General features: G+C 71.3%; 23 protein-coding genes and 1 riboswitch. Of the genes, 9 read left to right on the forward strand and 14 right to left on the reverse strand.

Annotated elements, in window-relative coordinates:
* Positions 1-577: 577 nt before the first annotated feature.
* Positions 578-1,063, reverse strand: coding sequence for a hypothetical protein (locus ACBJ59_RS49010; protein ID WP_375116901.1), 486 nt, complete (start codon positions 1,061-1,063; stop codon positions 578-580).
* Positions 1,064-1,333: 270 nt separating this feature from the next.
* Here ACBJ59_RS49010 and ACBJ59_RS49015 point away from each other — a divergent pair, with 270 nt between their 5' ends.
* Positions 1,334-2,044, forward strand: a complete 711-nt coding sequence (locus ACBJ59_RS49015; protein WP_375116902.1) for a hypothetical protein — start codon at positions 1,334-1,336, stop codon at positions 2,042-2,044.
* A gap of 611 nt (positions 2,045-2,655) precedes the next feature.
* On the opposite strand, the gene ACBJ59_RS49020 is transcribed toward ACBJ59_RS49015, so the two are convergent.
* Entirely contained in the window at positions 2,656-2,925 is a 270-nt protein-coding gene (locus ACBJ59_RS49020; protein ID WP_375116903.1) for a nucleotidyltransferase domain-containing protein, read from the reverse strand.
* Between the two features lie 170 nt (positions 2,926-3,095).
* Here ACBJ59_RS49020 and ACBJ59_RS49025 point away from each other — a divergent pair, with 170 nt between their 5' ends.
* Both ACBJ59_RS49025 and ACBJ59_RS49030 read left to right on the forward strand, forming a co-directional pair.
* Entirely contained in the window at positions 3,096-3,551 is a 456-nt protein-coding gene (locus ACBJ59_RS49025; protein ID WP_375116904.1) for a GNAT family N-acetyltransferase, read from the forward strand.
* Positions 3,552-3,760: 209 nt separating this feature from the next.
* Positions 3,761-5,233 carry a PLP-dependent aminotransferase family protein gene (locus tag ACBJ59_RS49030; protein WP_375116905.1) on the forward strand — a complete coding sequence of 491 codons (1,473 nt, stop codon included), beginning with the start codon at positions 3,761-3,763 and terminating at the stop codon, positions 5,231-5,233.
* 404 nt (positions 5,234-5,637) lie between these two features.
* Here the strand turns inward: ACBJ59_RS49030 and ACBJ59_RS49035 are convergent, their stop codons facing one another.
* From ACBJ59_RS49035 to ACBJ59_RS49055, 5 genes are all read right to left on the reverse strand, one after another.
* Positions 5,638-6,042 carry a hypothetical protein gene (locus ACBJ59_RS49035; protein WP_375116906.1) on the reverse strand — a complete coding sequence of 135 codons (405 nt, stop codon included), beginning with the start codon at positions 6,040-6,042 and terminating at the stop codon, positions 5,638-5,640.
* Positions 6,043-6,175: 133 nt separating this feature from the next.
* Complete coding sequence (locus ACBJ59_RS49040; RefSeq protein ID WP_375116907.1) at positions 6,176-6,496, reverse strand: hypothetical protein; 321 nt, start codon at positions 6,494-6,496, stop codon at positions 6,176-6,178.
* A gap of 476 nt (positions 6,497-6,972) precedes the next feature.
* A complete protein-coding gene (locus ACBJ59_RS49045; protein ID WP_375116908.1) occupies positions 6,973-7,110 on the reverse strand; it encodes a hypothetical protein in 138 nt (45 codons plus the stop codon).
* 401 nt (positions 7,111-7,511) lie between these two features.
* A complete protein-coding gene (locus tag ACBJ59_RS49050; protein ID WP_375116909.1) occupies positions 7,512-8,138 on the reverse strand; it encodes a LysE family translocator in 627 nt (208 codons plus the stop codon).
* 53 nt (positions 8,139-8,191) lie between these two features.
* Positions 8,192-9,229, reverse strand: coding sequence for a DUF2332 domain-containing protein (locus tag ACBJ59_RS49055; protein WP_375116910.1), 1,038 nt, complete (start codon positions 9,227-9,229; stop codon positions 8,192-8,194).
* 28 nt (positions 9,230-9,257) lie between these two features.
* Here ACBJ59_RS49055 and ACBJ59_RS49060 point away from each other — a divergent pair, with 28 nt between their 5' ends.
* A complete protein-coding gene (locus ACBJ59_RS49060) occupies positions 9,258-9,605 on the forward strand; it encodes a hypothetical protein (protein WP_375116911.1) in 348 nt (115 codons plus the stop codon).
* On the opposite strand, the gene ACBJ59_RS49065 is transcribed toward ACBJ59_RS49060, so the two are convergent.
* The 4 genes from ACBJ59_RS49065 to ACBJ59_RS49080 form a co-directional block, all read right to left on the reverse strand.
* Positions 9,590-10,309, reverse strand: a complete 720-nt coding sequence (locus ACBJ59_RS49065) for a hypothetical protein (protein WP_375116912.1) — start codon at positions 10,307-10,309, stop codon at positions 9,590-9,592. The genes ACBJ59_RS49060 and ACBJ59_RS49065 overlap by 16 nt on opposite strands.
* A gap of 130 nt (positions 10,310-10,439) precedes the next feature.
* Entirely contained in the window at positions 10,440-10,703 is a 264-nt protein-coding gene (locus ACBJ59_RS49070) for a hypothetical protein (RefSeq protein ID WP_375116913.1), read from the reverse strand.
* A 37-nt stretch (positions 10,704-10,740) separates the two neighbouring features.
* Positions 10,741-12,759, reverse strand: coding sequence for a GxGYxYP domain-containing protein (locus tag ACBJ59_RS49075; protein ID WP_375116914.1), 2,019 nt, complete (start codon positions 12,757-12,759; stop codon positions 10,741-10,743).
* A 104-nt stretch (positions 12,760-12,863) separates the two neighbouring features.
* A complete protein-coding gene (locus ACBJ59_RS49080) occupies positions 12,864-13,172 on the reverse strand; it encodes a hypothetical protein (RefSeq protein ID WP_375116915.1) in 309 nt (102 codons plus the stop codon).
* Between the two features lie 99 nt (positions 13,173-13,271).
* Here ACBJ59_RS49080 and ACBJ59_RS49085 point away from each other — a divergent pair, with 99 nt between their 5' ends.
* Complete coding sequence (locus tag ACBJ59_RS49085) at positions 13,272-14,393, forward strand: sensor histidine kinase (protein ID WP_375116916.1); 1,122 nt, start codon at positions 13,272-13,274, stop codon at positions 14,391-14,393.
* The gene (locus ACBJ59_RS49090) at positions 14,390-15,034 is read left to right on the forward strand and encodes a response regulator (RefSeq protein WP_375116917.1); all 645 of its coding nucleotides are present in this window, start codon (positions 14,390-14,392) and stop codon (positions 15,032-15,034) included. Before ACBJ59_RS49085 ends, ACBJ59_RS49090 begins: the two co-directional genes overlap by 4 nt.
* A 10-nt stretch (positions 15,035-15,044) precedes the next feature.
* Here the strand turns inward: ACBJ59_RS49090 and ACBJ59_RS49095 are convergent, their stop codons facing one another.
* Positions 15,045-18,032, reverse strand: a complete 2,988-nt coding sequence (locus tag ACBJ59_RS49095) for an AAA family ATPase (protein WP_375116918.1) — start codon at positions 18,030-18,032, stop codon at positions 15,045-15,047.
* 233 nt (positions 18,033-18,265) lie between these two features.
* Here ACBJ59_RS49095 and ACBJ59_RS49100 point away from each other — a divergent pair, with 233 nt between their 5' ends.
* The 3 genes from ACBJ59_RS49100 (at position 18,266) to ACBJ59_RS49110 (ending at position 24,569) form a co-directional block, all read left to right on the forward strand.
* Entirely contained in the window at positions 18,266-21,985 is a 3,720-nt protein-coding gene (locus ACBJ59_RS49100) for a S8 family serine peptidase (protein ID WP_375116919.1), read from the forward strand.
* Positions 21,986-22,109: 124 nt separating this feature from the next.
* Positions 22,110-22,451, forward strand: a complete 342-nt coding sequence (locus ACBJ59_RS49105) for a hypothetical protein (RefSeq protein WP_364119947.1) — start codon at positions 22,110-22,112, stop codon at positions 22,449-22,451.
* A 3-nt stretch (positions 22,452-22,454) separates the two neighbouring features.
* Positions 22,455-24,569 carry a carbon starvation CstA family protein gene (locus ACBJ59_RS49110; protein WP_375116920.1) on the forward strand — a complete coding sequence of 705 codons (2,115 nt, stop codon included), beginning with the start codon at positions 22,455-22,457 and terminating at the stop codon, positions 24,567-24,569.
* Positions 24,570-24,572: 3 nt separating this feature from the next.
* On the opposite strand, the gene ACBJ59_RS49115 is transcribed toward ACBJ59_RS49110, so the two are convergent.
* Positions 24,573-25,241 (reverse strand): TenA family protein, encoded by a 669-nt coding sequence (locus ACBJ59_RS49115; protein WP_375116921.1) that lies wholly within the window; start codon positions 25,239-25,241, stop codon positions 24,573-24,575.
* Between the two features lie 94 nt (positions 25,242-25,335).
* On the reverse strand, positions 25,336-26,139 hold the full coding sequence (gene thiD / locus ACBJ59_RS49120; RefSeq protein ID WP_375116922.1) for a bifunctional hydroxymethylpyrimidine kinase/phosphomethylpyrimidine kinase: 804 nt from the start codon (positions 26,137-26,139) through the stop codon (positions 25,336-25,338).
* Positions 26,133-26,228, reverse strand: a riboswitch (TPP riboswitch). It overlaps the preceding gene by 7 nt.
* Between the last annotated feature and the right edge of the window lie 2 nt (positions 26,229-26,230).

A 26,230-nucleotide genomic window follows, 5' to 3' on the forward strand; every position in this document is an offset into this window, starting at 1 on the left:
GTTCACCCTGAAGGTGCATCCGTTCTCTGCGATTTCGTGATCTAGGCAATCCGATCATCGCAGGTCGGAGGCACCTTCCTTGCATCTACCGATCTTCAAAGCGCTTCAGCGGTGAATACCCGAGGCTAATCGGGCAGCGGTCGGGGTGCGCAGGCAAGAGGTGAAGCCTGGCGAGGCTCGGCGGGTGGACGATCTTGAATCGACGCAACGCACGCGAACGCACGCGGACGACGAGAACGCCGCCGAGCTGCACGGCGAACGAGGCCGAACGTCGGCGAAGATCGTTTGGGATCTTGAACAGAAGGTCAGAGCGTTCCCGTTCGTATCTGTCAGGGGCCGCCAGGGTTGCAGTTTGGGTTGCGATACGAGGCCGTCCGGAGCCGTTTTAGATGGACCATGCATAATAATCCGCAGGTTCCGAGTTCTGAGTCGCATGGTTGCCGAAAAATCTTCGGCACCTATCACAGGGTGCGAGCAGAGTAGCCGAGGCGATCCCAGACCACGCGCTGGCGTTCCGGTGACAGGCCCCGATTCCTCATAGCCCGATGCAATAGGTCGAAATCGCACCCCTGCGCGCTCATGTGGTCGAGGAGGGGTTCGTAACGGTCTGCTCTGTCTCGTACGAGTTCCGTTGCCAACCGTAGTTCCAACCGAACCGCAGGAACCTGGTGCGAGCCACACGCGAACCACACGTAGTGCTGCCATGGGCGCGACCAACGCATTCCATACCGTCAGAGTCCACCTCCCTCTCAACGGTGCTTATCTCCACCTTGACCCTGTGCACCTCGTATCTGGCGAAATACTGCGAGGACTCTGGAAGCCACGAGGCAGTATGAAGGCAGGGAAACGAGGCGAGCGCGGAACAGAACTTATCCACATCTTCTCGCCGCGCCGCCAGGAGGTCGATGTCCCCGACAGGAAGTTGAACACCCTGGAGAAGAGCTGCGCTCGTTCCCCCCAGACGGTAAGTGATGTCGGCACCTACGGCTCGCATGGTGGTGAGCACCGTGTCCAGCACCGCAGTGATGTCCACCACTCGGAGAAATATTCCACCGTTGTCCATGACGAGCAGCCTAAGAGCATGAGAATGCGCTATGTCAGTCCTCTCAGGTCACACGCCACGAGTCGGCGTCCCGCCGTGAAATCTCCGGGGCTCGGCACGACGCAGAGAGCGGCGTACTCCGGTGCGCGGGAGGAGGGGAAGTGCAGATCCGAACGGCGAACCCGGTGCTTGGCCACCTGGGAGTGCGTGTGCTGACCTTACTTTCGACAGGGATATGCGTTGACGATCGACGGATGAATCGCCTGGGTCGCCTTCGCCAGGATCGTTTCCGTGAACACACTCTTTCCCGGACGGTGGATCGGTGGCGGGACGCTCGTCCTGGGGCCGGTGATCATGTGTGCCGGATTCCTGCTGCGTTATCTGAGCACGGTCACCGCCCTCAGCCCTCAGCAGTACGCATGGGCCGAGGCACAGCCCTTCGCCGCCTACGGTCAGCTCCTCGCCTACACCTCAGAACCTGCCCTGCTCACCCTCTCCTACGCGGTCTTCGCGCTGGGAGCGATACTGCTCTTTCCCGCGTTCATCACCCTGGCCCAACACGTGGGCGGTGGCCTCGCCTTCTGGGGCGCCGGGCTCCTGGTCGCCGGGCTCTTCGCCCGCCTGTACTTCGCCGGTGCCGACCAGACCGCCTTCCAGCTCACCGAGGTCATCGGGCTGGACCAGGCGACGAGTGCGATCATGAAGGAGTATGTCGACATCTCCTACGGACCGTGGCGCGTACCGGTCTGGGCCTCGGTCGGCCAGTTCGCGGGCTCGCTTCTCCTGGCCGTCGCCGCCTGGCGCTCTGGCCTCTTCGGCACCGCTCGCGCCGTGATGCTGCTGTTGGCCGGAGGCACCTGGATGGGGGTGCTGAAGGGCGCCTCCATTCCTGACGTGCTGGTCGCGGGCCTGCTCTGCGTGGCCCTGGTTCCGCTGGGTACGCAGGTGCTGCGTGCGCGGCTGCCGAGCCCCATCGGCCGTTCGAAGGTGCTGAGCTGGTGAGGGGGAGCGAGGTCACGGAACGTGCCCCGGTTGCGAGCCAGTGGCGCCCTGCTGTTCGGCTACAGCAGGCCGGCCGGCCAGCCAGGCTTCGGCGGGGCCTCGAGTTCGGGGAAGGTCCGCGATGACAAGCCGCTCTCCTGTGGCGGGGTCACTGTGGTCGACCTCGACGGCGCTGCGGCGATTCCCAAGTGTGACGGCCGGCCTCACCTGGTGGTACGCCCGGATGGGCACCGCGTGCCGCTGCTCGACCTCTGGTGAGGTGAGTTATCAGGCCCCGGCCAGGTGGGGCAACCATGGATGCTCGGGCCGTGCCTTGCCGAGCGACTCCCCGAGCCATGAGCGTTGCGTTGCGGTAAGGGTCGGGACGAGGGCGAAGAGGTCCTGCTCATCGTGCGGCCGGAGTACGTCGTTCGCGGCTTCTGCCTCGGCGGCGGTGAGATGGCCCCCGCCTTTGAAGAAGAGAACGACCTCCGGGGCGGCCGTCGGCAGGCCCCATGAGGACAGCCTGACGCAACGTTCCAGCGGAACGGCGATGTTCTGTTCCCTGTTGAGGATCCAGTCGTGGTCGGAGCACTCGTTGAGCAGGAACTCGAACTCGAAGGCCGTGTGCGTCAGGGTTGTCGAGGTGGACAGGGGGCTTCCGAGCTCGGGGACGTGGATGTGGGCGGGGAGGTCGAGTGCTCGAAGATGGCGTGCTGGTCGGGGTGGAAGACGGCGATGTCGACATCGCAGTGATCGCGCGTCTGCCTGCCGAGCCAAGCGTCGGCGGCCCAGCCGCCGCACAGAAACCATGCAGGACGGAAATCGAGGAACAGGTCGCGTACGTATGCGACGGCCTCCGGCACCGGTGTCGCCGCTTCGCGGGAAGAGTGATCACGCATCGTGCGATGGTTGATACCCCCTCTGTGGCGTCCGCACAAGCCGAGCTCCGTTTCAACCTGGGGTGCGCCGTAACAGGGGAAACCCCGCCGAAGGCGGTGGAGACCGCTGCGTCGGCGGATGAGTCGAGCTCCCGGAGTGGACGGCAACCAGAGGGGATAACATCCCGATCATGGCGGATTGGGAGCTTCGTCCGGCTTTGGTGGCGGATGTTGAGGCGGTGGCCGAGTTGCGGGCCGTGGTGCTGAGGCCGGATCTCGAGCGGCTCGGGCGATACGACGAGCACCGGGTGCGGCAGCGGCTGCGGGACGCGTTCGTACCGGAGCACACCTGGATGATCGAGGTGGACGGCACGTCGGCCGGGTGCGTGGCGTTGCGGCCGGCGGAACGTACGTACTGGCTGGAGCACTTCTACCTGGATCCGGATCTGCACGGCAGGGGCATCGGCTCCGCCGTGCTGAGCGGGTTGCTGGAGCGGTGCGACCGCGAGGACGCCGTGATTCGGCTGAACGTGCTGCAGGGCAGTCCGGCCCGCCGGCTGTACGAGCGGTACGGGTTCACGGTGGAGACCGAGGACGAGGTGGACGTATTCATGGTGCGCCACCCGTCCTCGCCGTCGCCTGGGTGAACCAGGTCTTCGCCAACGAGTCCAGCGTCATGGCGAGGACCGGGAGCCGGGGTCACTCGGTGCCTGGGGTCCTTCGCGTGGTGACGTTCATGCGGTTCCAGGCGTTCACCGTGAAGATCAGCGCGATGAGCTGGGCGACAACGTTCGTCATGGTCATGACCCTAGGAGCGCGATCGGCCCACGGTATGGTGCATTCCCATGGATGTTTCGTGGGCCAATTTTCGACGCCGGATGTGGCGGTGAGCGAACGCCGCCCGGACGGCGGCAGCGATCTGCATCTGGAGCTCGCCGGCGGTGGCGGCGCCCGCGTGCGGTTGATGCGGGCGCTGCGCGAGGCGATCGATTCGGGACGGCTGGCGCCCGGCACCCGGCTTCCGCCCTATCGCGCCCTCGCCCTCGACCTGGGAATCGCCCGCAACACCGTCGCGGCCGCGTACTCCGAGCTGGTCGAGGAGGGCTGGCTCACCTCCCGTCAAGGTTCGGGCACGCAGGTCGCGCACCGGGCCGCGCCCGTGGAGCCGGGTACGCGGTGGGGCCCCGCGCGCCCGTCCCGCCCGCGGATCGTCCACGACCTGATGCCCAGCTCCCCTGACGCCGCCGCCTTCCCGCGCTCGTCCTGGATCGCCTCGGCCCGGCGTGCGCTGGTCGCCGCGCCCAGCGACGCCTTCGGCGTGGGCGATCCCCGGGGGCGGCCGGAGCTGCGCCAGGCGCTGGCGGACTACCTGGCGCGGACCAGAGGCGTGCGCACCCGGGCGGACCACATCGTGATCTGCTCGGGTTACGCGCACGGGCTGCGGCTGGTGTGCCGGGTGCTGCGCGGGCCGGTCGCCGTCGAGGCGTACGGGCTCGACTTCCACCGCTCCATCCTCACCGAGGTGGGGCTGACGACCGTGCCGCTCATGGTGGACGACCACGGCGCGCGCGTCGAGGACCTTCCGGCCACGGGCGCACAGGCCGTGCTGCTCACGCCCGCGCACCAGTACCCCACCGGAGGCGCCCTCCACTCCGAACGCCGCGCCGCGGTCATCGACTGGGCCCGGGCCACGGGCGGCCTGCTGCTGGAGGACGACTACGACGGCGAGTTCCGCTACGACCGCGAACCGGTCGGCGCCGTCCAGGGCCTCGATCCCGACCGCGTCGTCTACTTCGGCTCCGCCAGCAAGAGCCTGTCCCCCTCGCTCCGGCTCGGCTGGATGGCCCTGCCCGGCCGGCTGGTGGACGACATCCTCGCCGCCAAGGGCCGGCGCGAGCTCTGGTCAGGGGTGACCGACCAGCTCACCCTCGCCGACTTCATCGCCTGCGGCGCCTACGACCGCCAGTTGCGTCGCATGCGCAAGATCTACCGGCATCGTCGTGACCTGCTCACCGCCCTGCTCGCCGAACGTGCCCCGCACGTCACGGTCAGCGGCATCGCCGCGGGGCTGCACGCCGTACTCGATCTTCCCCCGGACACCGAGCAGGCCACCCTCCGCGCCGCCCGCCGCCTCGGCCTGGCCGTGGACGGCCTGGGCCCGTACCGGCATCCCGGCAGCGCGATGCCACCACGCGACGGCCTGGTCATCGGGTACGGCACACCACCCGAGCACGCGATCACCGCCGCGCTGGAAGCCCTCTGCCTCGCCCTGCCCGACCCGCCGGAAGGTCGCGACGCCGGGCCAGGGCGAGCACCGCGAGGACGGTGATGAAGCCCATGCCGTCCGCCGCATCGGTCACGGTGGCGCGCTCGCCGGTCAGGAAGTCCATGACGAACGTCCTCCTTGTCCCGGCCGGCTCTAACCGCCCGGCCGTCCGCTTTCGGTCAGACCGAGCAGATCCAGCGGCAGCGGGCCATGGTCCTGGCCGCCTACCAGGCCGCTCGGGGCCGCTCGTTCACCGCCGAAGAGCAGCAGGTCGCGTGGGCGGCCGGCCTGTGGCCGGCAGCCCACGACCTCAGGTGGGGATCACTCCACGGGTACGCCGCAGTGTCGGGCAAGGCGCTCTGGACGCGAGCAGCCGAACGCCTCCGCCCAACGCCTCAGCCGAACGCCTCCGCCCAACGCCTCAGCCGAACGCCTCCGGCGAGCGAACGCCTGAGCAGGAACCGGCGTCAGGCGGCGTCGAGGGCCTGGGTGATCTTGCGGGCCATCTCGACCAGGGCCGGACCGGGCTCGCCCTTCTGAGCCTGGGCGGAGGCGTCGATGGCGACCAGGACGGTGGCGCGGAAGTTGTCGGCCTCGGCCGCATCCTGCTGCTTGAGCAGGCTCATGCCCTCGGCGAGGGCGGGGAGGACGACGTCGGCCAGTGAGGCGACGGTCTTGCCGTACTTGATGCCCTTGGGTGCCTTGGTCAGCACGTGTCCGACGGTGCCGGTGGCGGAGGTCAGGGCGATGGATCCGTGGGTGGCGACCTTGTGGGCCGAGCCGGCGGCGCCGGCGGCGGACATGAGGGAGACGGCGCCCCAGGCGGCGGTGCGGAGGGTGAGCTTGTCCTGGTCGGTGAGGGTGATGGTCATGGTGTGCTCCTTCAGAACCGGGTGGTATGGCCTCTACGATCGCGGAGCGTTCTGATACCGGGCCGTCCCCGACCTGACACGACCGCTGACAGCGGAGTGCGGGACAGCGGCCGCGCCGAGGCACCTCGACCTTTCAACCTTCGTAGTGGCCATGGTGCCGTTGACGCCGGCGTTCGAAGTAGCCCATGACCATGAAGAACGCCCCGGTGAAAGCAGTGAGGGCGAGACAGAGGAACAACGACGTCAGCGTGAACACGTTCTTCGCTCCGGCCACGGCACTGATCAGCAGGATGACGCCGATGAAGGCGCCGAAGGCCGGGCCGGCGATCAGCCCGAGGAGCACGGGATGCGCCGCAGAGAATCGCGGACCGCGGCCGGGTTTGGCATCGCCGCCCAAGAACGTATCGAGTCGCCAGAACCAGCCGGCAAGGAGTTTCGACAGGCGCACAGGCATCCATTTCAGGGGGAGGTTCAAGAGACGGAGTCGCGGGCTGATCGATGGGAACGATTGTCTCCGGTACGTGGGGTGAGGCGGTCGCCGATCTCGTAGTCCGTCAAAGTCAGAGCCCCTCAGCGATCAGGCACCCCGCAACGGGACACGCGGAATGTGCGAGTGGAGGGGTGAGGGTGGACACTCGCTGGGGCAACGAATAGTGATTTCGGGTCGTTCCTGCGCCGCCCGGCCCGCCATTGACGGGGGCATCGACGCGCCCGGCTTCTTACACGCTCAAGGGGACCATCCGGCTGAGCCGGGTCGGGTTCTGTCCGCTGACCGGGGCCGGCGGACGTCGTGAGAGCTGGGCGGCGAGCCGGCTCAGGCGCTCGGCCGGGCTGCTGGTTACCTGCCGGGAACGCTGCAGGAAGAGCCATGGCATCGGATGGTGCCGGCCTGCGCCGGCAATCCCCGTGGCGCGGAAACTGCTCGAACGGTCAACGTACGGGGACGTCCGCGGTCAGGTCCAGCATCCCGACCGTCTGGCCTCTGTTCTGCTCCCCGGTGAGCTCGAAACCCAGCTTCAGGTAGAAATTCTCCGGACCGCCCTCGCCCGTCTCCCAGCTGACGTACATCCGGTGCCGCCGCGGCGCCTGATCTCGGCGGCGACCGACGCGACGGCGAAGCGGCCGACCCCGCGGCCCTGCGCCTCCGGAATGACGTTGAGGCGCCACAGGCCGGACCGGAAGTCGGTTCCCGGTGGTTCCAGTCGAGGTCGAGGAAGGCCATGAGGAAACCCACGGCGCTGTCGCCGTCCAGAATGAGGCGGGGCCAGGCCATTCTCGGGTGGACATACGCCTCAGCCAGCGACTTCACCACCGGCGAGACGAAGCGCTCCTGGTCGGGGCGGACTTTCACGGCGATGGCCGTTTCGAGGTTGGACGGGGTGACGGGCGCCAGCCGGAGACCTGTCGTCATGCGAGCACCCTATGACTCGTCATGAACGTCTCATCCGGCTGTCGCGCGTGCCGGACGATCAGCGATCGATGGCCAGCTTCACGCCGAGCCCGACGAAGATGCCTCCCGTCGCGACATCGATGCGACGGCGGACCGCCCGCCGGTGGCGCAGCCACTTTCCGATACGGCCGGCGAGCACCCCGACCGTGCCGTCCACCACGAACTCCAGCGCGATCAAAATGGCGCCGAGGACGGCGAACTGCACCCACACCTGGCCCAGAGCCGGATTGATGAACTGGGGCAGGAAAGCGATCGTGAACGTCACCATCTTCGGGTTCAGCAGATTGGTCATCAAGCCGCTGAGGTACGCGCGACGGCCCGACATGCCCCCGCCCATCTCGATCTCCGGCTGGTCGTTGCGGTGGCGAATGGCCTGGACGCCGAGGTAGATCAGGTAGGCGGCGCCGACGATCCGTACCACCGTGAAAGCGATGGGCGCCGCCTCGAAGAGGGCCGCGAGTCCCGCGGCGGCCACCACGACATGAACCGCCTCGCTGCTGGCCACGCCCGCGGTGGCCAGCAGGCCGGCCCGAGGGCCGCCGCGCATCCCGCAACCCAGCACGAACAGCATGTCCGGCCCCGGCGTGACCATGGCGATGACGGTGGTGACGGTGAACAGGGCCAGCAGGTGGGGGTCGAGTGGCATGTGCCCATTGTCACATGGTGTCCGACTGGAGGTACGCCCCTGCCGTTCCCCGATCACCCGCGGGCCGACCAGTCCATCCAGCCCCCGTGCATCGCGGAGATGGCGACCGGTTCGTGATCCAGCGCCAGCACGTACGAGACCGTGTCGGACGGGGGTGGCTGGTGGAGGCGGGCGGTGATGTCCGGGAGGACGTCCGGTCCCTCCTGGGAGATCCAGTGGCCGTCGAGGCGTTCGACCTGCTCCACGAACGTGGCCCGGTCCGCCTCCGGCACGTAATAGAGGACCGCGGTGTGGAAGACGACGAGCGTGGCGGAGGGAGGGGCCTGGGCGGCCAGGCCGGCGAGAGCGGTGGTCAGGTCGCCCCGCACGATGCGCGGCGGGTCGGACTGGGCCAGGGCGATGGCCGTGTTCAGGCGGCGCAGCCGGTCGCGTTGTCCGGGCCAGACCAGCGTGCGCAGCCACTGGACGTCGTCCGGGTTGGTGACGTCCAGGGGGTTGAGGTCCAGGCCGGCCCGCCAGGCGACCGTAATCGGGCCGGGCTCGGCGAACCGGGCGGGCGGGGTGCCCTTGACCTGGCACTGCAGTCGCAACGGGCTGTCCGCGGCCCCGACCGGGCCGTCGCCGTGCGGATCGCTGTAGGAGTGGCCGTGCCGGTCGGTGTGGGCGTAGCCGTGCGGGTCGGTGTAGGAGTAGGTGTAGGCGTAGCGGTCGGGGAGGAGGCAGAGGCCGGCCGAGGCGCCGACCTCGATCAGTGCCAGCGGCTGCGGGAGCGAGGCGAGCAGGGGGTACAGCGCGGCGCACCTGGCCGGCTCGTTGGTCTGCGTCCGGCGGGAGAGCATCGTCGCGACGATCGTGTCGCGGTTGGCGAGGACGGCGAGCCGGAAGTCGTCGTAGCCGGACGGGGTGCCGCTGACGTACCGGGTGGCGGCGAAGAGCAGGTTGGGCTGCCGCTTGGCGGGCGGGAGGGCGGACAGCAGGTCGAGCAGGTCACGGTCGCCCGCCACGCCGAGGGCGAGCTGCTCGTAGAGCGGTGACGCGCCGCGCGCCTCCATGGCCGCGAATCGCCGGTACTGCTCTGCGGTGTCCGCCACGATGGTCTCCGATCGTCATCATGTGGTCATGGGCGCATGGGTGTACGTACGGGGCTGGCTGGAGTTCTACGGGCAGCGGTCACAGGCGGAGCGCGCCATCCGGGACGGCGGCGACCCGGCCGGCTGGACGTTCCCCGACGGCGGCTGGCTGGAGGCCGCCTGCTACGCCAGGGCCGTGCGCGCGAGCGCCCTCGACGACCTGCTCGACCTGGTGCGCCGGATCGCCGCCCTGCCCGCCGCCGACGAAGACGGTGATCGGGTCTGCGGGCTGTTCCTCGCCTTCCAGGAGGGGGACGGGCAGAGCGAATGGCAGGTGCGCGACGGGGAGGTCTTCGTCGGCCCGGCCGCGCCGCGCCACGACTACCTGTGGAAATAGGTCTCTTCGAGCTTCCAGTAGTCCTCGGACACCGTCATGGCGATCATGAACCGCCCCTTCCCGCGCGTACGCTTCCAGGCTTCCGGCCACGGCTCGCCCTCCGGCGCCCAGTGGTACGGGTTGTACATTCCCCCGTCCGGATCCCACACCTGCGAGCCGGGCATGGTGTCCAGACGGGCCTCGCTGCGGGAGCTCGCGAACGCCATCGTCACGCCGTCGCAGGCGAGCTCCGGGAGGTCGCCGGGGTCGTAGGGGTGCGAGTCGCCCCGGGAGCGCAACTTGCCGCCGAACTCCTTCCAGTAGCCCCGGACGTCGGCGACCTCGGCGGGGCAGCTGTCGAAGCGGTCGAGGAGGGCGTCCACGTTTCCGTTCCAGAGGTAGGCGCGGTTCAGGGTGAGCGTGCACTTCGCGGTGAAGTTCTCGTCGTTCTTGGCGTCGTCGTTGCCCTTCCTGCACCGGTCGAGGCCGCTCCGGGGCAGCTCCCGCCGCACGCCGGCGGTGCGGGCCGCCCGGTCGAGCCGGTCGGTGAGCGAATCCCTGGCCGCCGCCCGCAGTTTCACGATCTGCGGGGCCGAGGGGGAGGTGATGGCAGGCGGGTCGGGCGAGCAGCCGAGTAGGGCGGTGAGGGCCGCTGTGGCCAGGGCGAGGGCGAGGGCGAGGGCCGACCGGCGGCGCGCACGGCCCGAGGACATGGTGACGGCCATCGCGGGGCGCTCCGCCGAAGAGCCACGGTTCGCGTTTCGACGAAGAACAGGGCGATGGCCGCGGCAACAGTCTGGTGCCTGTCCGGTCATGCCGTGAAGTCAGAACGCGACCGGTGACCCCTACTTGTTGTCACTTGGCCGGCCGGGCGTCGAGATGGCTGGTGACGGGCGGGCCGGGGCTGCGGCCCGCCGGCGGGTATTCGCAGTCGAGCTGGCTGACGTCCACGTCCCGGCTGTCGTTCCAGCCCTCGCCCTCCCGGGCGGTGTAGACGAACGTGCAGGCCCGGCCGTGGGAGTCGCTGAAGTTGGAGACGTAGATCTCGTCGTCTTCGGCGCATCCGGCCAGGGTCGCTGCGGCCAAGGCGCACAGCAACGCGGCGCTCCAGCGGCTCATGCCCGCAGTGTACGTCCGGGAGGGCAGGTCCGGAAGATCAGCCGTCGTCGAGATGATCGTTCAGCAGGTGGAAGAAGACGTCGCCGCGGACGATCTCGAACGGGTCGGAGAGCAGGTCACTGAGCTCGGCGATGTCGCTCGGCGTCCAGTTCCAGGCGTTGACCGCGCCGGCGATGAACAGCGGCCGCCCGCCGTCCCACCCCTCGATGCGCTGCACCAGCGTGTCCCGGTACTCCTGCGCTCTGCCCTGCGGCGAGAAGTTCCCGATGACGGGCCGGCCGGCCAGGTGGAGCTGCAGGTCACCGGTCTCCCACGACTGGATGATGCCGCGCAGCGGGGTGTTCTTCCGGTACGAGGCCACGATCCGCTCGTCGAAGGCCACCCAGCCGTCGCCTTCGGGGTTGCGATGGTTGTAGGCGTAGACCAGGTCCATCCCCGTACGGCGCAGGAAACGGCCGGTGAGCTCGGTGTAGGCGTCCAGGTCGGCCACCGGCCAGGAGCCGGGGTAGGTGTAGCCCGCGCCGGAGGGTCCGGCGATCAGCAGGTCGTTGCCGGTGGCGGTGCGCTGGTAGTACGCCAGCAGCGCCGGCCCGATCTCGGCCAGCAGCGGGCTGACCGTCCAGTTGACGGGCACGCGCCCGCGCGCGGGGTCGTCCCAGATCTGCCGCATCCGGCGCTGGCAGTACTGGATGTTGTCGCCCTCGCCGACGGTGAGCGTGAGGTAGACCCGGTTGCGCAGGGTTGCCGGCGGCCTCGGGCGTACGCGGTCGGAGACCTTGGCGGCGACGCCCGCGTGCACGGTGGCGTTCATGTAGTAGTCGGCGGGCACGACCTCGACGGCGTGTTGCGAGGCCCGGTCCACGCCGCCCCACTCCCCGGCCACGTCGTTGGCGAACCAGCCCGCGTACGGCGTGGTCGGCGCCACCTTGCCGAAGATCTCGTCCAGCAGCTCGCCGGTGGGGCCGCTGGGCGGCAGCCAGAAGACCATGGCGCGCGTCGCCACCGTGTAGTCGCGGAAGTAGGGGAAGGGCTCGACCCGGGTGGGGGCGGTGGTGGTGGCGGTGACCAGGAACTGGTTCCACAGGTCCACCTCGACGAGGAGCTGCCGGGCGCCGGCGGGGGCGGTGAAGCGGTAGACGAAGTAGTTGCCGCCGTCGGCGAAGCGGTTGGAGTCCCCGCCGATGGCGGAGTTGAGGCCGTCGAAGAGGTACGGGGTCTCGGCGTCCGTACCGGGGGTGAAGGAGGCGATCTGCGTGCCGTCGGCCCTGACCACGACCGAGCCGACCGAGGCGCCCCAGCCGTCGTCGCCCAGGGAGTCCTGGAAGCGCAGGTAGACGCCGTCCTGCCCGGACAGCTCCGGGCTGAGGTCGAACGTGCGCACCTCCCGGTTGGAGGAGTCCCGCACCCGCTCGGTCTCCCTGGCGACCTCGCGCCACTGGACGCCCTCCACCCGCACCGTCCTGGTGGGCGGCAGGCCGCCGAGCAGGGCGTGGTTGCAGCGGGGGAACAGGGTGTCGAGCTGCCAGCGGTAGGTGGCGAGCACGTCGTCCGGGTCGAAGCGGCCGCGGAGGTCGGTGATGACCCTGAGGCCGTGCTCGGCGGCCTGCTCGGCGGTGGCGGCGACGGCGTTCTCCAGCCCGGCCAGGGTGGTGGCGACGTTCACCGAGTCCGGGACGGCCGGGTCGTGCAGGATCGCGCCGCGGACCTCGCCGCGGTGGCGGGCGATCAGGTCGAGGGGGCGGTCGTGGCGGGTGACGGCGGCGCCGGTGCTCGACAACCAGCGGACGTCGTGGTCCTCGGCGCTGTAGTTGAAGTAGAGGCGCGGGCGGCGGCGGTTGACGACTCCCTGGAGGGTGGTCAGGAGTAGCTGGTCGTTTCCGTGCAGGGTGCTGATGTCGGCGAAGTCCAGGCGGGTGGGGCGGCCGAAGCCGGGCAGGAGGGGGACGGCGGCGCGGGTGGCGGAGGCGGCGGCGGGGGAGGTGGGCAGGGTGAGCCCGAGCCCGCCGGCCGCGAGGACCACGCCGTTCGCCCAGAGGAAACTACGTCGAGACACCATCGGCGTTCACTGCTCCTCATGGGGAGACCAGGACTGACAGCGTTGTCATCAGCGAACGTAACAACGTGACGGAATGTTGTCCATGGTGTTAGAGCGCCGGCGACTCAGTCGAACTCGCCGGCGTCGCCGACCCTGGCCGCCACGCTCGCCCGGTCGGGCCGCAGGCCCGGGACCGCCCTGGCGACCTGGTCGTCGAGGCTCATGAACGCGACCAGGTTGCTCACCGCGTGGGCCGGGTCCGCTTTGATCCGGTCGATCTCCTCCTGCTTCTGCGCGGGCGTCGCGTCGGGGCCGACGTGCCAGACGCCCTCCCTCTCGATCAGCTCGACGGCCGCGTTCGTCAGCGCCTCGACATCGGCGATCGACATGATCATCTGGACTTCGACGTGGACTTCCCGTTGCTCGTGTGCCATGGTGCCCAGCCTAGGGAACCCGCCCCGGCCGCGAACGGGCGGCGGAACCGTACTTTCGGCCGGTACGCCGCCTGAGCCCCGGCTCCTAACCTGTGCATTGTGCGGGAGCTGGAGCGGTGGGCGGACGCCGGGCTCGGCGTCGCGTTCGCGGTGGTGCTCGCCTTCTGGGCCTACCAGATCGCGGACAGCTGGGGCGGCGGCTACTGGCTGTTCGACTGCGCGGCGGGCGCGGTGGTGTGCCTGCTCGCCCTCGTACGCCGCCGCCACCGGCTGTGGACGGCGGTCGCCGGCCTGGCGGTCGCGGGGGTCGCCATCCTGGTCGCCCGGTTCGCCGGACTGCCCGCCGAGCCCGGGCCCGGCATGACCTTCGGGCTCTCCGTGCTGATCGGCTCGGCCGCCAGGGTGCTGCCGGTGCCGCAGGCCGCCGGCGTCGCGGCCGGCGGGCTCGCGGTCGTCCTGGGCAGCCCGCTCGCCATGAGCACGCACGCCTCCGCGACCGTGCTGGCCGGCGTGGCCTGGATCGCCGCCCTCGTGACGGGGGTGTGGCAGCGGGTGCTCGAGGATCGCCGCAGGGACGCCGCCGAGCGCGTACGCCGCAACGAACGCCTGGAGCTGGCCCGGGAGCTGCACGACGTCGTCGCGCACCACGTCACCTGCGTCGTGCTCCAGGCCCAGGCCGCCCGGCTGGTCGCCCGCAAGGCCCCCGAGAGGGTGGCGGGCTCGCTCGCGGACATCGAGCTGGCCGGCTCGGACGCGCTGGCCGCGACCCGGCGCGTCGTCGGCCTGCTGCGCGAACCCGGCGGCGGCGCATCCGCCGCCTTCGGGCCGGCCGAGCGGCTCGGGGAGCTGGTCGGCCGCTTCCACGGGCCCCCGGTGTCCCTGCGGCTGCCAGACGGGGAGCCGGTGTGGCCGTCCCAGGTGTCCGGGACCGTCTACCGGGTCGTCCAGGAGTCCCTGACCAACGTCTCGCGGCACGCCCCGCACGCCGGCTCGGTGACCGTCAGCGTCGCGCAGCGCGGCGGCGCGCTGGCGGTCGAGGTGGCGGACGACGCCCCGCCCCCGCCGGCCCGCCCGCACCGGGGCGGCGGCTATGGCCTGGTGGGGATGCGCGAGCGGGTCGAGGCCCTCGGCGGCACGCTGGCGGCGGGCCCGCGTCCCGGGGGCGGCTGGTCCGTCCTCGCCACGCTGCCCCTCCCGCCCGGACCCGGTGGGCGGTCGTGAGCATCACGGTCCTGCTGGCCGACGACCAGCCGATGATCCGGGACTGCCTGCGCCTCATCCTCGAGGACCAGCCCGACATCCGCGTGGTCGCCGAGGCCGCGGACGGTGCCGCGGCGGTCGCCCTGGCCCGCCGGCTGCGCCCCGACGTGTGCCTGGTGGACGTCCAGATGCCCGGACTCGACGGCATCGAGGTCACCGCAGCCCTGGCCGGTCCAGGCATCCGCGACCCCCTGCGGGTGATCGTGGTCACCACCTTCGACCTCGACGAGTACGTCCACGGCGCGATCCGCGGCGGCGCGGCCGGCTTCGTGCTGAAGGACGCCGGCCCCGACCTGCTCGTCGAGGCGGTACGGGCCGCGCACGCCGGCGACGCGCTGATCTCGCCGCAGATCACCCTGCGCCTGCTGCGCCACCTCACGAGGACCGAGCCCGCCCGCCGGGCCGTCCAGATGCTGTCGGAACGCGAGAAGGAGGTCGTCCGAGCCGTCGCCCGGGGGTCCACCAACCAGGAGATCGCCGCCGAGCTGTGCATCTCGCTGAGCACCGTCAAGGGGCACGTGTCCGCCGTACAGGCCAAGCTCGGCATGCGGAACCGGGTCGAGGTCGCCGCCTGGGCCTGGGAGCGGCGCCTGGTGGGCTGACGCCCCGGGGCTAGCCTCCCGGGTAGGTCCGCAGTTCCTTGCGGGACGGCAGGCCGAGCTTGCGCAGCACGTTCGCGACGTGGCTCTCCACCGTGCGCCTGGACAGGAACAGCGCGTCCGCGATCTCCTGGTTCGTCTTCCCCGCCGCCGCCAGCAGCGCCACCTCGCGCTCCCGCGACGACAGCGTCTGCCCGTGGGACGGGCGGCCGCCCCGCCAGGGGTACGGGATGGGCACGCCGTTCTGCCGCATGACCCGGGAGACCCGAGCGATGTCGCGATCCGCCCCCATCGCCCCGTACGCACGCAACGCCGCCTCCAGCAGCACCCCGCCCCCGTCCACCCCGTCATCGGGTGTGTCGCGCTCGCAGCGCCACCGGCCCAGGCGCTCGCAGGTCAGGGCCTCCTCGTAACGCAGTCCGGCCGCTCGGAGCACCGCACGGGCCTGGTCGAGCAGCCGGTCGGCGCGTTCGGGCTCCGCCGCGCGCGCCAGGACGGCCTGGGCGGTCAGCAGGGCGGCCTGCGCGATCGGCGCGTCGGCCCCCTCGATCCCGGCCCGCAGCTCCTCCACCAGCCCCGCCGCCGCCCCCGCGCCCAGCCCTCGCACCGCCCCGCCGCCATCCATTGCGTCCAGGGAATCCAGCGCGTCCAGGGCGTCCACCAGGCACAGGACGCTCTCGGCGCCCCACACCCAGTTGCCCTTGGCACGGGCCAGGGCGAGGGCGGCGGTGGCCTGTTCGGCGGCGCCCGCGGCGTCGTCCAGGGTCAGCAGCAGCCGCGAGAGCGTCATCCGCGCCGGGATGAGCGGCCACACCGCGCCCACCCGCTCCGCGATCGCGATCACCTCGCGCAGGCACTCCGTGGCCTGGTCGGCCGGGCCGGTGGCGGCCAGCAGGGCCCCGAGCAGCAGGCGCGAGTCCAGGGACGCGGCGGCGAACGTGGCCGCCGCCCCGCCCAGGCTCCGCAGGCGGGCCTCGATCCCGTCCCACCGCCCGGCCGCGTGGTCCACGGCGGCCGTCACCAGGGCGACGACCTCCGTCACCCGCAGGTACTCGGCCTGGCCGGCCACGCGGCGGCCCTCGGCCAGCAGTGCTGTGGCGCGGTCGAGCCGGCCGATGTGCAGGGCGCCCTGGGCCCAGTTGAGGCAGGCGCGGGCGTGCTCCCTGGGCGTGGCGCGCAGCCGGTCGTCGGCCAGCAGGTCGTCGATGAGCCGCCAGCTCGCCGGGTCGCCCTGCTCCAGCAGGAGGGAGGCGCGCGCGATGCGTACGGAGATGGCGACGTCGGGGTCGCCGCTGCGGCGGGCGGCCGCGTCCGCCTGGTCGCAGCGCGCGGCGTGCTCGCCGACGTGCCGGTCCACGACGGTCTCGGGCGCGGCCAGCACGGCCAGCGCGCGGCCCAGGAGGTCGGGCCGGTCGCCGAGGTCGTCGACGGCGCGCTCGATCTGGAGGTAGCCGGCGCGCGCCTCGCCGTGCTGGCGCAGCAGGCGGCCGAGCGCGAAGCGCAGCTCGCCGCGCAGGTGGGCGGGCAGCGGCTCGGTGGCCAGCAGGCGCTCGAGTATCGGTACGGCCTCCGCGTGCGCCAGCCCGTCCACCGCCACCCGGCCGAGCTTGACGGCCAGCCGCACGCGTACCTCGCTGGACAGCTCACCGGCCTGCCCGGAAGGCGAGCCGGTCGGCCCGGACACGGCGGCGGCCGCGCCGGACGGCTCGCCGATCTCCAGTGCCTGGAGCAGGAACCGGGCCGCGGTGGCGTCGTTGCCGTGGGAGAGGGCCGTGTCGGCGGCGGCCTCGGCGTTGCCCACGAAGTCCGCGGTCCGCCCGGCATGCCGGAAGTGGTGAGCGAGCCGGGCGACCGGCCGGGGCCCGGCGCCGGACTCCAGGGCCCGGGCGGTCCTGAGGTGCAGCCAGCGCCGCCCGGACACGGCCACGGACTCGTACACGATCTGCCGCGCCAGCGCGTGCCGGAACCGGCAGCGGCCGTCCTCCTCGTGCAGCAGCCCGACCGCCTGCGCCCGGGCCAGCGCCCTGGCCACCTCGGGCGGGCTGCGGTCGCTGACCTCGGCCAGGACCCGGTCGTCGGGGGTCATGCCGATGACGGCCGCGGCCCCGAGGATCTCCTGCGCCGCGGCGTCGAGCGTGGACAGGCGCTGCAGCACCACGTCCCGCAGCACGGTCGGCACGGCCAGACCGGCCAGCACGTCGGGGCGGGCGGGGATCTCGTTCGCGGGCAGCCGCTCCAGCAGCGTGCGGAGCACCTCCTCCACGACGAAGGGGATGCCGCCGGTCTTCTCGTAGAGGGGCTCGGTGAACGTGCGGGGGAGCCCGGCCTTGAGGATGCTCCCCGCGAGCGCCTCCACCTCCGGCAGGTTCAGCGGGGTCAGGCCGACCGTGCGCGCGGGGCCCGAGGGAGACCGGGCGAACGCCTCGCGGATGGGGAGCAGGCCGGCCTCGGTGCGTATGGTGAGGATCACCGTCACGTCGCGCGGCAGGTGGGCGGCGAGGAAGGCGAGGAAGTCGTGGGTGCCGCCGTCGGCCCAGTGCACGTCCTCCAGCACGAGCACCAGCGGGCTCAGGTGCTCCAGCAGGGCGACCGCCGCCCGGAACACCCGGTGCCGCTCCGCCCGCTGGTCGGGCAGCGGGGGCAGCGGCGGGGGCAGGTGCTCGGCGATCTCCGGCAGCAGCGGCGCCAGCGCCCCCACCACGGGGTTGGGCGGCCGGGAGCGGGCCAGCTCGTCCCCGGCCAGGCGGAAGGCGTCGAGCAGGGGTGACAGCGGCAGCGGCTCCTGGAGCTGCTCGCACTGCCCCACGAGCCGGCGCGTCCCGGCCAGGTCGGGCGCCGCGAACAGCTCGGCGACCAGGCGGCTCTTGCCGATGCCCGCCTCGCCCTCGACCAGGGCGAGCGAGGGCGGGGAGGCGATGACCGAGCGCAGGAGCGCCAGCTCGGACCGGCGGCCGATGAGCACGTCGGACAGCGAGCCCGAGGGGGCCGGTCCCAGGGGCATGCGGCCAACCCCCTACCTGCGCTAATGGCGATATACCAGCGCAAACAGGCTACCGGATCTTCAACTCCCGTTAAGTGCCGCCCAAAAATCCGTATACGGTACGGATGCCTCCGCCACCCGCCCCTCAATAGCGTCGGCGATCGTCCGCGTGACGCGCGGTGACGCATGAAGGGGCGACGATGCATCTGTCCACATCCCCTGGATTTCCCAGACGATTGGCGACGACCGCGGCAGTGACCGCGCTGACGATGGCCGGGCTCGCCTGGCCCGGTTCGGCCCCCGCGATGGCGGGCTCGGAGGAGCAGAAGACCTACATCGTGCGGATGGCCGCCGACCCCGTCGCGACGTACGAGGGCGACGTGGCCGGCCTGTCCAAGACCAAGCCCGCCGAGGGCGAGAAGATCGAGCCTCGCTCCGCCGAGGTGACCGAGTACGTCGACCACCTGAAGGGCCGGCACGACGCCGCGCTGAAGAAGGTCGGCGGCAGGAAGCTCTACGAGTACGTCTACTCCTACGGCGGTTTCGCCGCCCGCATGACCGCCTCCCAGGCGGCGCAGCTGCGGGCGTTACCCGACGTCCTGACCGTGACCGAGGATCGGAAGGTCTCGGTGGCCACCTCCTCGACGCCGTCGTTCCTGGGCCTGGACGCCCGCGGCGGCCTGTGGGACCAGCTCGGCGGCCCCACCGGCGGCAGGAAGGGCAAGGGCGCCGGCGACGGCCTGGTCATCGGCGTGATCGACAGCGGTATCTGGGCAAGCAGCCAGAGCTTCGCCAACCCGGACGCGAGCGGCAAGGCGTATGAGCCGGTGCGCGGGTTCAACGGCACCTGCACGACCGGCAGCCCGGACGAGTCCTGGGACGCGGCGCTGTGCAACGGCAAGATCGTCGCGGCCAGGCACTTCGACGCCGGCTGGGGCGGCGACGCGGCGCTCAAGGAGCAGCTCCCGTGGGAGTTCGCCTCGCCGCGCGACTACAACGGGCACGGCACGCACACAGCCTCCACGGCGGCCGGCAACCATGACGTGGCCGTGACCGGCCCGGCCGCGGCGTTCGGCAAGATCAGCGGCATCGCGCCGCGGGCCAGGATCGCCGCGTACAAGGCGCTGTGGTCCACCCAGGACGCCGCCACGGCCAACGGCTACTACTCCGACCTGGTCGCCGCCATCGACCAGGCGGTGGCCGACGGCGTGGACGTGATCAACTACTCGGTCTCGGGCACCAGCACCGACTTCCTCGACCCGGCCGAGGTGGCCTTCCTGGCCGCCGCGGAGGCGGGCGTCTTCGTCGCCGCCGCAGGCGGCAACAGCGGCCCGGCCGCGAGCACCGTGGCGCACCCGTCCCCCTGGGTGACCACGGTCGCGGCCGGCACGCACAACCGCGGCACGCAGGGCTCGGTGACGCTCGGCAACGGGGCCGCGTACACCGGCGCCTCGCTGGCCGCCACGAAGGCGGGCCCGGCGCCGCTCATCGACGCCGCGGCGGCGGGGCTGCCCGGCGCCGACGCCACGCGCGTGGCGCAGTGCTGGGCCGCCAGGGACAACGGCGGCACGGCGGTGCTCGACCCGGCCAAGGTCAAGGGCAAGATCGTGATCTGCGACCGTGGCGTGACGCCGCGGGTCAACAAGAGCGTCGCGGTCGCCGAGGCCGGCGGTGCGGGCGTGATCCTCACCAACACCGACGACAACTCGCTCAACTCCGACCTGCACACCATCCCCACCGTGCACCTGTCCGACAAGGACCGGCAGGCGGTCAAGGACTACGCCGCCACGGACGGCGCGACGGCGACGGTCGAGCAGGCGAAGATCACCAGCGACGCCCCCGCTCCGTACGTCGCCGCCTTCTCCTCCCGGGGCCCGCTCAGCGCCGGCGGCGGCGACCTGCTCAAGCCCGACCTGACCGCCCCCGGCCAGGACATCCTGGCCGCCTACGCGCCTCCGGGCGCGAACGGGCTGGAGTTCAACGTCTCCAGCGGCACCTCCATGGCCGCCCCGCACGTCGCCGGGCTCGCCGCGCTGCTGAAGGACCTGAACCCGCGCTGGTCGCCGATGGCGATCAAGTCCGCGCTGATGACCACCGGCTCCGACGTCAAGGACGGCCCCTCCACCGACCCGACGGTGATCTTCGGCCAGGGCGCCGGCCACGTCACCCCGAACGGCGCCGCCGACCCCGGCCTGGTCTACGACAGCGGCATCAAGGACTGGCTGGCCTTCCTCTGCGGCACGACCAAGGCCGTCGAGCCCAAGGCCTGCGACGACCTGTCCGGGAAGGGCTACTCGTTCGACGCGAGTGACCTGAACGTGCCGTCGATCGCGATCGGCAGGCTGCCGGGCACGCAGACCGTCACCCGCAAGGTGACCAACGTCGGCCGCTCGACCGCGACGTACACCGCCTCCGTCACCGGCCTGGACGGGGTCACCGCCAAGGTCTCCCCGAGCCGGCTCACCCTGAAGGCGGGGCAGACCAGGTCGTTCACGGTGACGTTCACCCGGACCACGGCCCCGATGAACGCGTACGTGGGCGGGCAGCTCACCTGGAAGGAGCGCCGGCACGCCGTACGCGTCCCCGTCCTCGTGCGGCCGGTGCCCGAGAAGTGGGCGGCCACGTACGGCGTCACGGGCGGGAACGACTCCGCCGAGTTCATCGTCACCGACCCCGGCGGCAAGCGCGTCTACGTGACCGGCGCGAGCTACGGGTCCAGCCCCGGCCTGCTCACCCCGAGCATCGCCACCGTCGCCTACGACGCGGCCACCGGTGCCGAGCTGTGGAGCAAGACCTACGCCGGCCCGGCGGGCGACTTCGACGAGCCGCACGGCCTGGAGGTGAGCCCCGACGGGAGCAAGGTCTTCGTGGTCGGCATCAGCGCCGGCAAGGAGACCGGCAACGACGCCGTCACGCTCGTCTACGACGCCGCCACGGGCGAGCAGCTCTGGGCGGCCCGCCACACCGGCCCCGGCGCGGGCACGGAGTTCGGCAACGCGCTGGCTCTCTCGCCGGACGGCAGGACGGCGTACGTCACCGGCATGACCACGCGGGCCGAGGCGGGCGACGAGTCCTACTTCACGGTCGCCTACGACACCGCCGACGGGAAGCAGAAGTGGCTGGCCCACTACGACGGTCCTGGCTCGGGCACCGACGACGCCCGGGTGATCAAGGTGACCCCGGACGGGACCAGGCTCTTCGTCAGCGGCCAGAGCCAGGGTGAGGCCGGCACCGGCCTGTCCGACTGGGGCACGGTCGCCTACGACGCCGCCACCGGCGCCCAGCTGTGGACGGCCCGGCACAACGGGCCGGAGAACGGGATCGACATCCCCTCGGCCATGGTGGTCGCCGGCGACGGGAAGACGGTCTTCCTCAGCGGCAACAGCAACACGCCGGACACGCAGAGCGACCTGATGACCATCGCGTACGACACCGCCACGGGGAAGGAGACGTGGGCCGACCGCTACGACGGCCCGGCGCACAAGAGCGACGTCCCGCACGACATGACGCTCGCGCCCGGCGGCGGCAAGCTCTACGTCACCGGCAACACCGAGGGCGAGGGCACGGGGTCGGACTTCACCACGATCGCCTACGACCCGGCCACCGGGCAGCGGTCCTGGGTGCAGCGCCATGACGGGCAGGCCAAGGGCGAGGACTACGCCTGGAGCGTCAAGGTGACGCCGGACGGCGGCAAGGTGGTCATCGCCGGGCAGAGCGCGGACGACGCGGCGAAGGGCACGGACTACGTGACCATCGCGTACGACGCCGCGACCGGCGAGCCGATCTGGACCGGCCGCTACGACGGCGCGGTCGGAGCCGGCGACAACGCGCACGCGCTCGCCCTCGACACGAGCGGCGAGGCCGGGGTCCGGATCTTCGTGACCGGATCCAGCGCGACCGGCGGCGCCCCGCCCGACGCGCTGGAGGTCGACTTCGCCACGGTGGCCTACTTCGAGCCGTGGAAGCAGCCCTGACCGTCCGTTGACGAAACGCGGCGCCCCCGGTCCCGGTGGACCGGGGGCGCCCGCGTTTTGGAAAGGAAACCTTTGGGTAAGGCCGGGGTTAATTTCTGAGCTACCTGGGTTTCAGGAGCCACAGATGTCCCGTATCACGCTCACGCCTGCCGCTCGTGAAGCACTGCGCGACGAAGAAGTGATCTTCTTCGACTGGCATGTGACCGGCCTGTGCTGCGCGGACGCGGGGGAGTTCTCGGTAAGGCCGCTGCGCCGGTCCCGCCTGCCCCGTCGCGCCCGCCGCCTCGGAGCGACCGATCTGGTGTACGCCCATCCGACCGCCTGGGTGCATCTCGCCGAGCTTCCCGTCACGATCGACTGCCGCCCGCTGTGGCGCTGGCGGCGCTTCACCACCGATCTGCCGCCGGACGCCGGACTGCGCTGCTGCCTGGGGCGCCCTATATATGGCCCGATATATGGGAGGTAACCGGTGAAGCTGCGTTCCATCATCATCTGGACGGCGGTGGCCATCGTCGGCGCCGTGGGGTGGGGGGTGCTCGCCCTGTCCAGGGGCGAGAACGTCAACGCGGTGTGGCTCCTGTGCGCCGCGCTCGGCTCGTACGCCATCGCCTACCGGTTCTATGCCCGCTTCATCGTGCGCAAGGTGCTGCGCGCCGACGACCGCAGGGCCACCCCGGCCGAGCGGCTCGACAACGGCATCGACTACCAGCCGACCGACCGGCGGATCCTGTTCGGTCACCACTTCGCCGCCATCGCCGGGGCCGGCCCGCTGGTCGGTCCGGTGCTGGCGGCACAGATGGGCTACCTGCCCGGCACCATCTGGATCATCGCGGGAGTGATCTTCGCCGGGGCCGTGCAGGACATGGTGATCCTGTTCTTCTCCATGCGCCGCAACGGCCGCAGCCTCGGGCAGATGGCCCGCGACGAGATCGGGCCGTTCGGCGGGGCGGCGGCGCTCATCGCGGTCTTCGCCATCATGATCATCCTGCTGGCCGTGCTGGCGCTGGTCGTGGTCAACGCCCTGGCGCAGTCGCCGTGGGGCGTCTTCTCCATCGCCATGACCATCCCGATCGCCCTGTTCATGGGCTTCTACCTGCGGGTGATCCGGCCGGGCCAGGTCGTCGAGACCACGGTGATCGGGGTCGCGCTGCTGATCCTGGCGATCGTGGCCGGCGGGTGGGTGCAGGACTCGAGCTGGGCGCCGTTCTTCACGCTGAGCCCGTCGGCGCTGGCGCTGTGGCTGATCGCGTACGGGTTCGTCGCCGCCGTGCTGCCCGTCTGGATGCTGCTCGCGCCGCGCGACTACCTCTCCACCTTCATGAAGATCGGCACCATCGTGCTGATCGCCATCGGCATCGCCGTCACCGCGCCTCCGCTGCAGACCACCGCGTTCACCGACTTCGCGTTCAACGGCAAGGGGCCGGTGTTCGCCGGGTCGCTGTTCCCGTTCGTGTTCATCATCATCGCCTGCGGGGCGCTGTCGGGGTTCCACTCGCTGATCTCGTCGGGCACCACGCCGAAGATGATCCAGAAGGAGACCCAGGTCCGGATGATCGGCTACGGCTCCATGCTCATGGAGTCGTTCGTGGCCATCATGGCCATCACGGCGGCCTGCGTGCTGACCCCCGGGCTCTACTTCGCGATGAACTCCCCGGCGGGCGTCGTCGGGGCCACCGTGCAGACCGCCGCCGAGGCGGTCACCAACATGGGCTTCGTCATCACGCCCGAGGAGTTGCAGGCGGCCGCGGCGGCCGTGCAGGAGGAGACGCTGATCGCCCGGACGGGCGGCGCGCCCACGCTGGCGGTGGGCATCTCGCAGATCTTCTCCGGGTTCCTCGGGGGAGCGGGGCTGCAGGCGTTCTGGTACCACTTCGCGATCATGTTCGAGGCGCTGTTCATCCTCACCACCGTCGACGCCGGGACGCGGGTGGGGCGGTTCATGCTCCAGGACACGCTGGGCAACCTGTGGAAGCCGATCGCGCGGGTGAGCTGGTGGCCGGGGCTGGTCGCCTCCAGCGCCGTGGTCGTGGCGGCCTGGGGATATTTCCTCTACCAGGGCGTCAACGACCCGCTCGGCGGCATCAACCAGCTCTTCCCGCTGTTCGGCATCGCCAACCAGCTCCTGGCGGCCGTCGCGCTCACCGTGGCCACGACCCTGCTGATCAAGAGCGGCCGGCTCAAGTGGGCCTGGGTGACGGGGGTGCCCCTGGCCTGGGACGTGGCGGTCACGCTGACCGCCAGCTACCAGAAGGTGTTCTCGACCGACCCCACGCTCGGCTTCTTCGCCCAGCGTGACCGCTATCAGACGGCGCTCGACCAGGGACAGCTCCTCGCGCCCGCCAAGACGACCGGCGCGATGCAGCAGATCGTGATCAACTCCACCGTCGACGGCGTCCTGGCGGCGCTGTTCGCCATCCTGATCATCGTGGTGATCCTCGACGCGGCGCGCGTGTGGATCAAGGCGATCAGGACGCGGGAGCCGCTGCCGGACACGGAGGCGCCGTTCGAGGAGTCCAAGATCCTCGCCCCGGCCGGGCTCATCGCCACCCGCGAGGAGAAGGAGATGATGGCCAAGGCGCCGTGATCGTCAGGGCGCGAGCCACCGCTCCGTCGGCCAGGTCTCGCGCCGCCAGGCGCTGTCCCAGAACATCCACTCGTACGCCGCCGCCCGGCCGTAGGCCTCTCCCATGGCCTCGCGGGTGGCCGGGTCGGCGGCGGCGGCGAGCCGGTCGGCGATGCCCTTGGCCTGCTCGACGGAGGCCGCGAAGGCCGGGTCCGCGTAGGTGGAGATCCACTTGACGTACGGGTGCTCCGGGGTGGCGTACTTCAGCAGCGCCGTACCGACGTCCTGGTAGATCCAGAAGCACGGCAGCACCGCCGCCGCGATCACCGGGTAGGGCGCGGTGAGCGCCGTGGCCTGCAGGAACGACGCGTACGCCAGGCACGTCGGCGACGTCGCCAGGCCCTTGGCGTCGGCGCCGAGCTCCTCGGCGTAGCCGGCGTGCAGCATGCGCTCGGCGGCCAGCGCGGTGTGCGCGCTCTGGGCCCAGAACGCCGCGTCGGCGGGGTCGGTCGCCCGCACGGACGCCGTGGCCAGCGCCTTGGAGAACGCCTCCAGGTAGCGGGCGTCCTGCACGATGTAGAAGCCGAACCGGTCGGGGTCGAGGGTGCCGTCGCCGAGCGCGACGAGGAAGGGGTGCTCGTGGATGGCGCGCATCAGCTCGGCCGTGCGCTGCCAGATGTCATCGCAGAACATCGCGTCTCCTTGGGAACGGCAATCTGGGGGCGGCAATCTGGGGGGCGCAGGTTTGGGGCGCAGTCTTCGGAGAGCGCAGTCTTCGGGAGCGTGCTCACCAGATGGCGTGGAAGTGGTGGACGGGGCCGTGGCCGTGCCCGACGCCGAGCGTGTCGGCCGCGCGCAGCGCCTCCGTCAGGTAGGTCTTCGCCGCCCGCACCGCGCCCGGCCAGTCGTCGTGGCGGGGGCGCAGCGCCGCGATGGCCGAGGACAGCGTGCAGCCGGTGCCGTGGGTGTTGCGGGTGTCCACGCGGGGCGCGGCCAGCTCGATCACGCCCTCGGGCGTGGCCAGCACGTCCACGCAGGTGTCGCCGTCCAGGTGGCCGCCCTTGAGCAGCACCTGCCGGGCGCCCAGCGCGCGCAGCCGCCGCGCCTGCCCGTGCATCTCGGACAGGCCGCGGGCCGGCTCCTCGCCGAGCAGGTCCGCCGCCTCGGGCAGGTTGGGCGTGATCAGGTCGGCGCGGGGCAGCAGCGTCTCGCGCAGCTCGGCCACGGCGTCGGCCGGCAGCAGCCGGTCGCCGCTCTTGGCCACCATCACGGGGTCGAGCACGACGAAAGGCGGCCGGTACGTGTCCAGTGCCGCCGCCACCGCCTTGATCAGCGGCGCGGTGCCCAGCATGCCGATCTTCACGGCGTCCGCCGGCACGTCGGTCAGCAGCGTGTCGAGCTGGGCGGCGACGAACTCGGCCGGCACCTCGTGGATGCCGGTCACGCCCGTGGTGGTCTGCGCGACCAGCGCCGTGACGACCGTCATGCCGTAGGCGCCGAGCGCGGAGAAGGTCTTCAGATCGCCCTGGATGCCGGCGCCGCCGCTGGGGTCGGTGCCCGCGATGGACAGGACTCTGGGTGCGTCGCTCACCGAGATGACGTCCCTTCGCTAGTGCGAACTAGATCAGGTTCGACGGGTGTGATCTCAGCCCGGGTCTCCGGGCACCCCGCGTCAGTGGCCC

This window comes from Nonomuraea sp. MTCD27 (assembly GCF_041950495.1).
In the GTDB taxonomy this organism is placed as follows: Bacteria; Actinomycetota; Actinomycetes; order Streptosporangiales; family Streptosporangiaceae; genus Nonomuraea.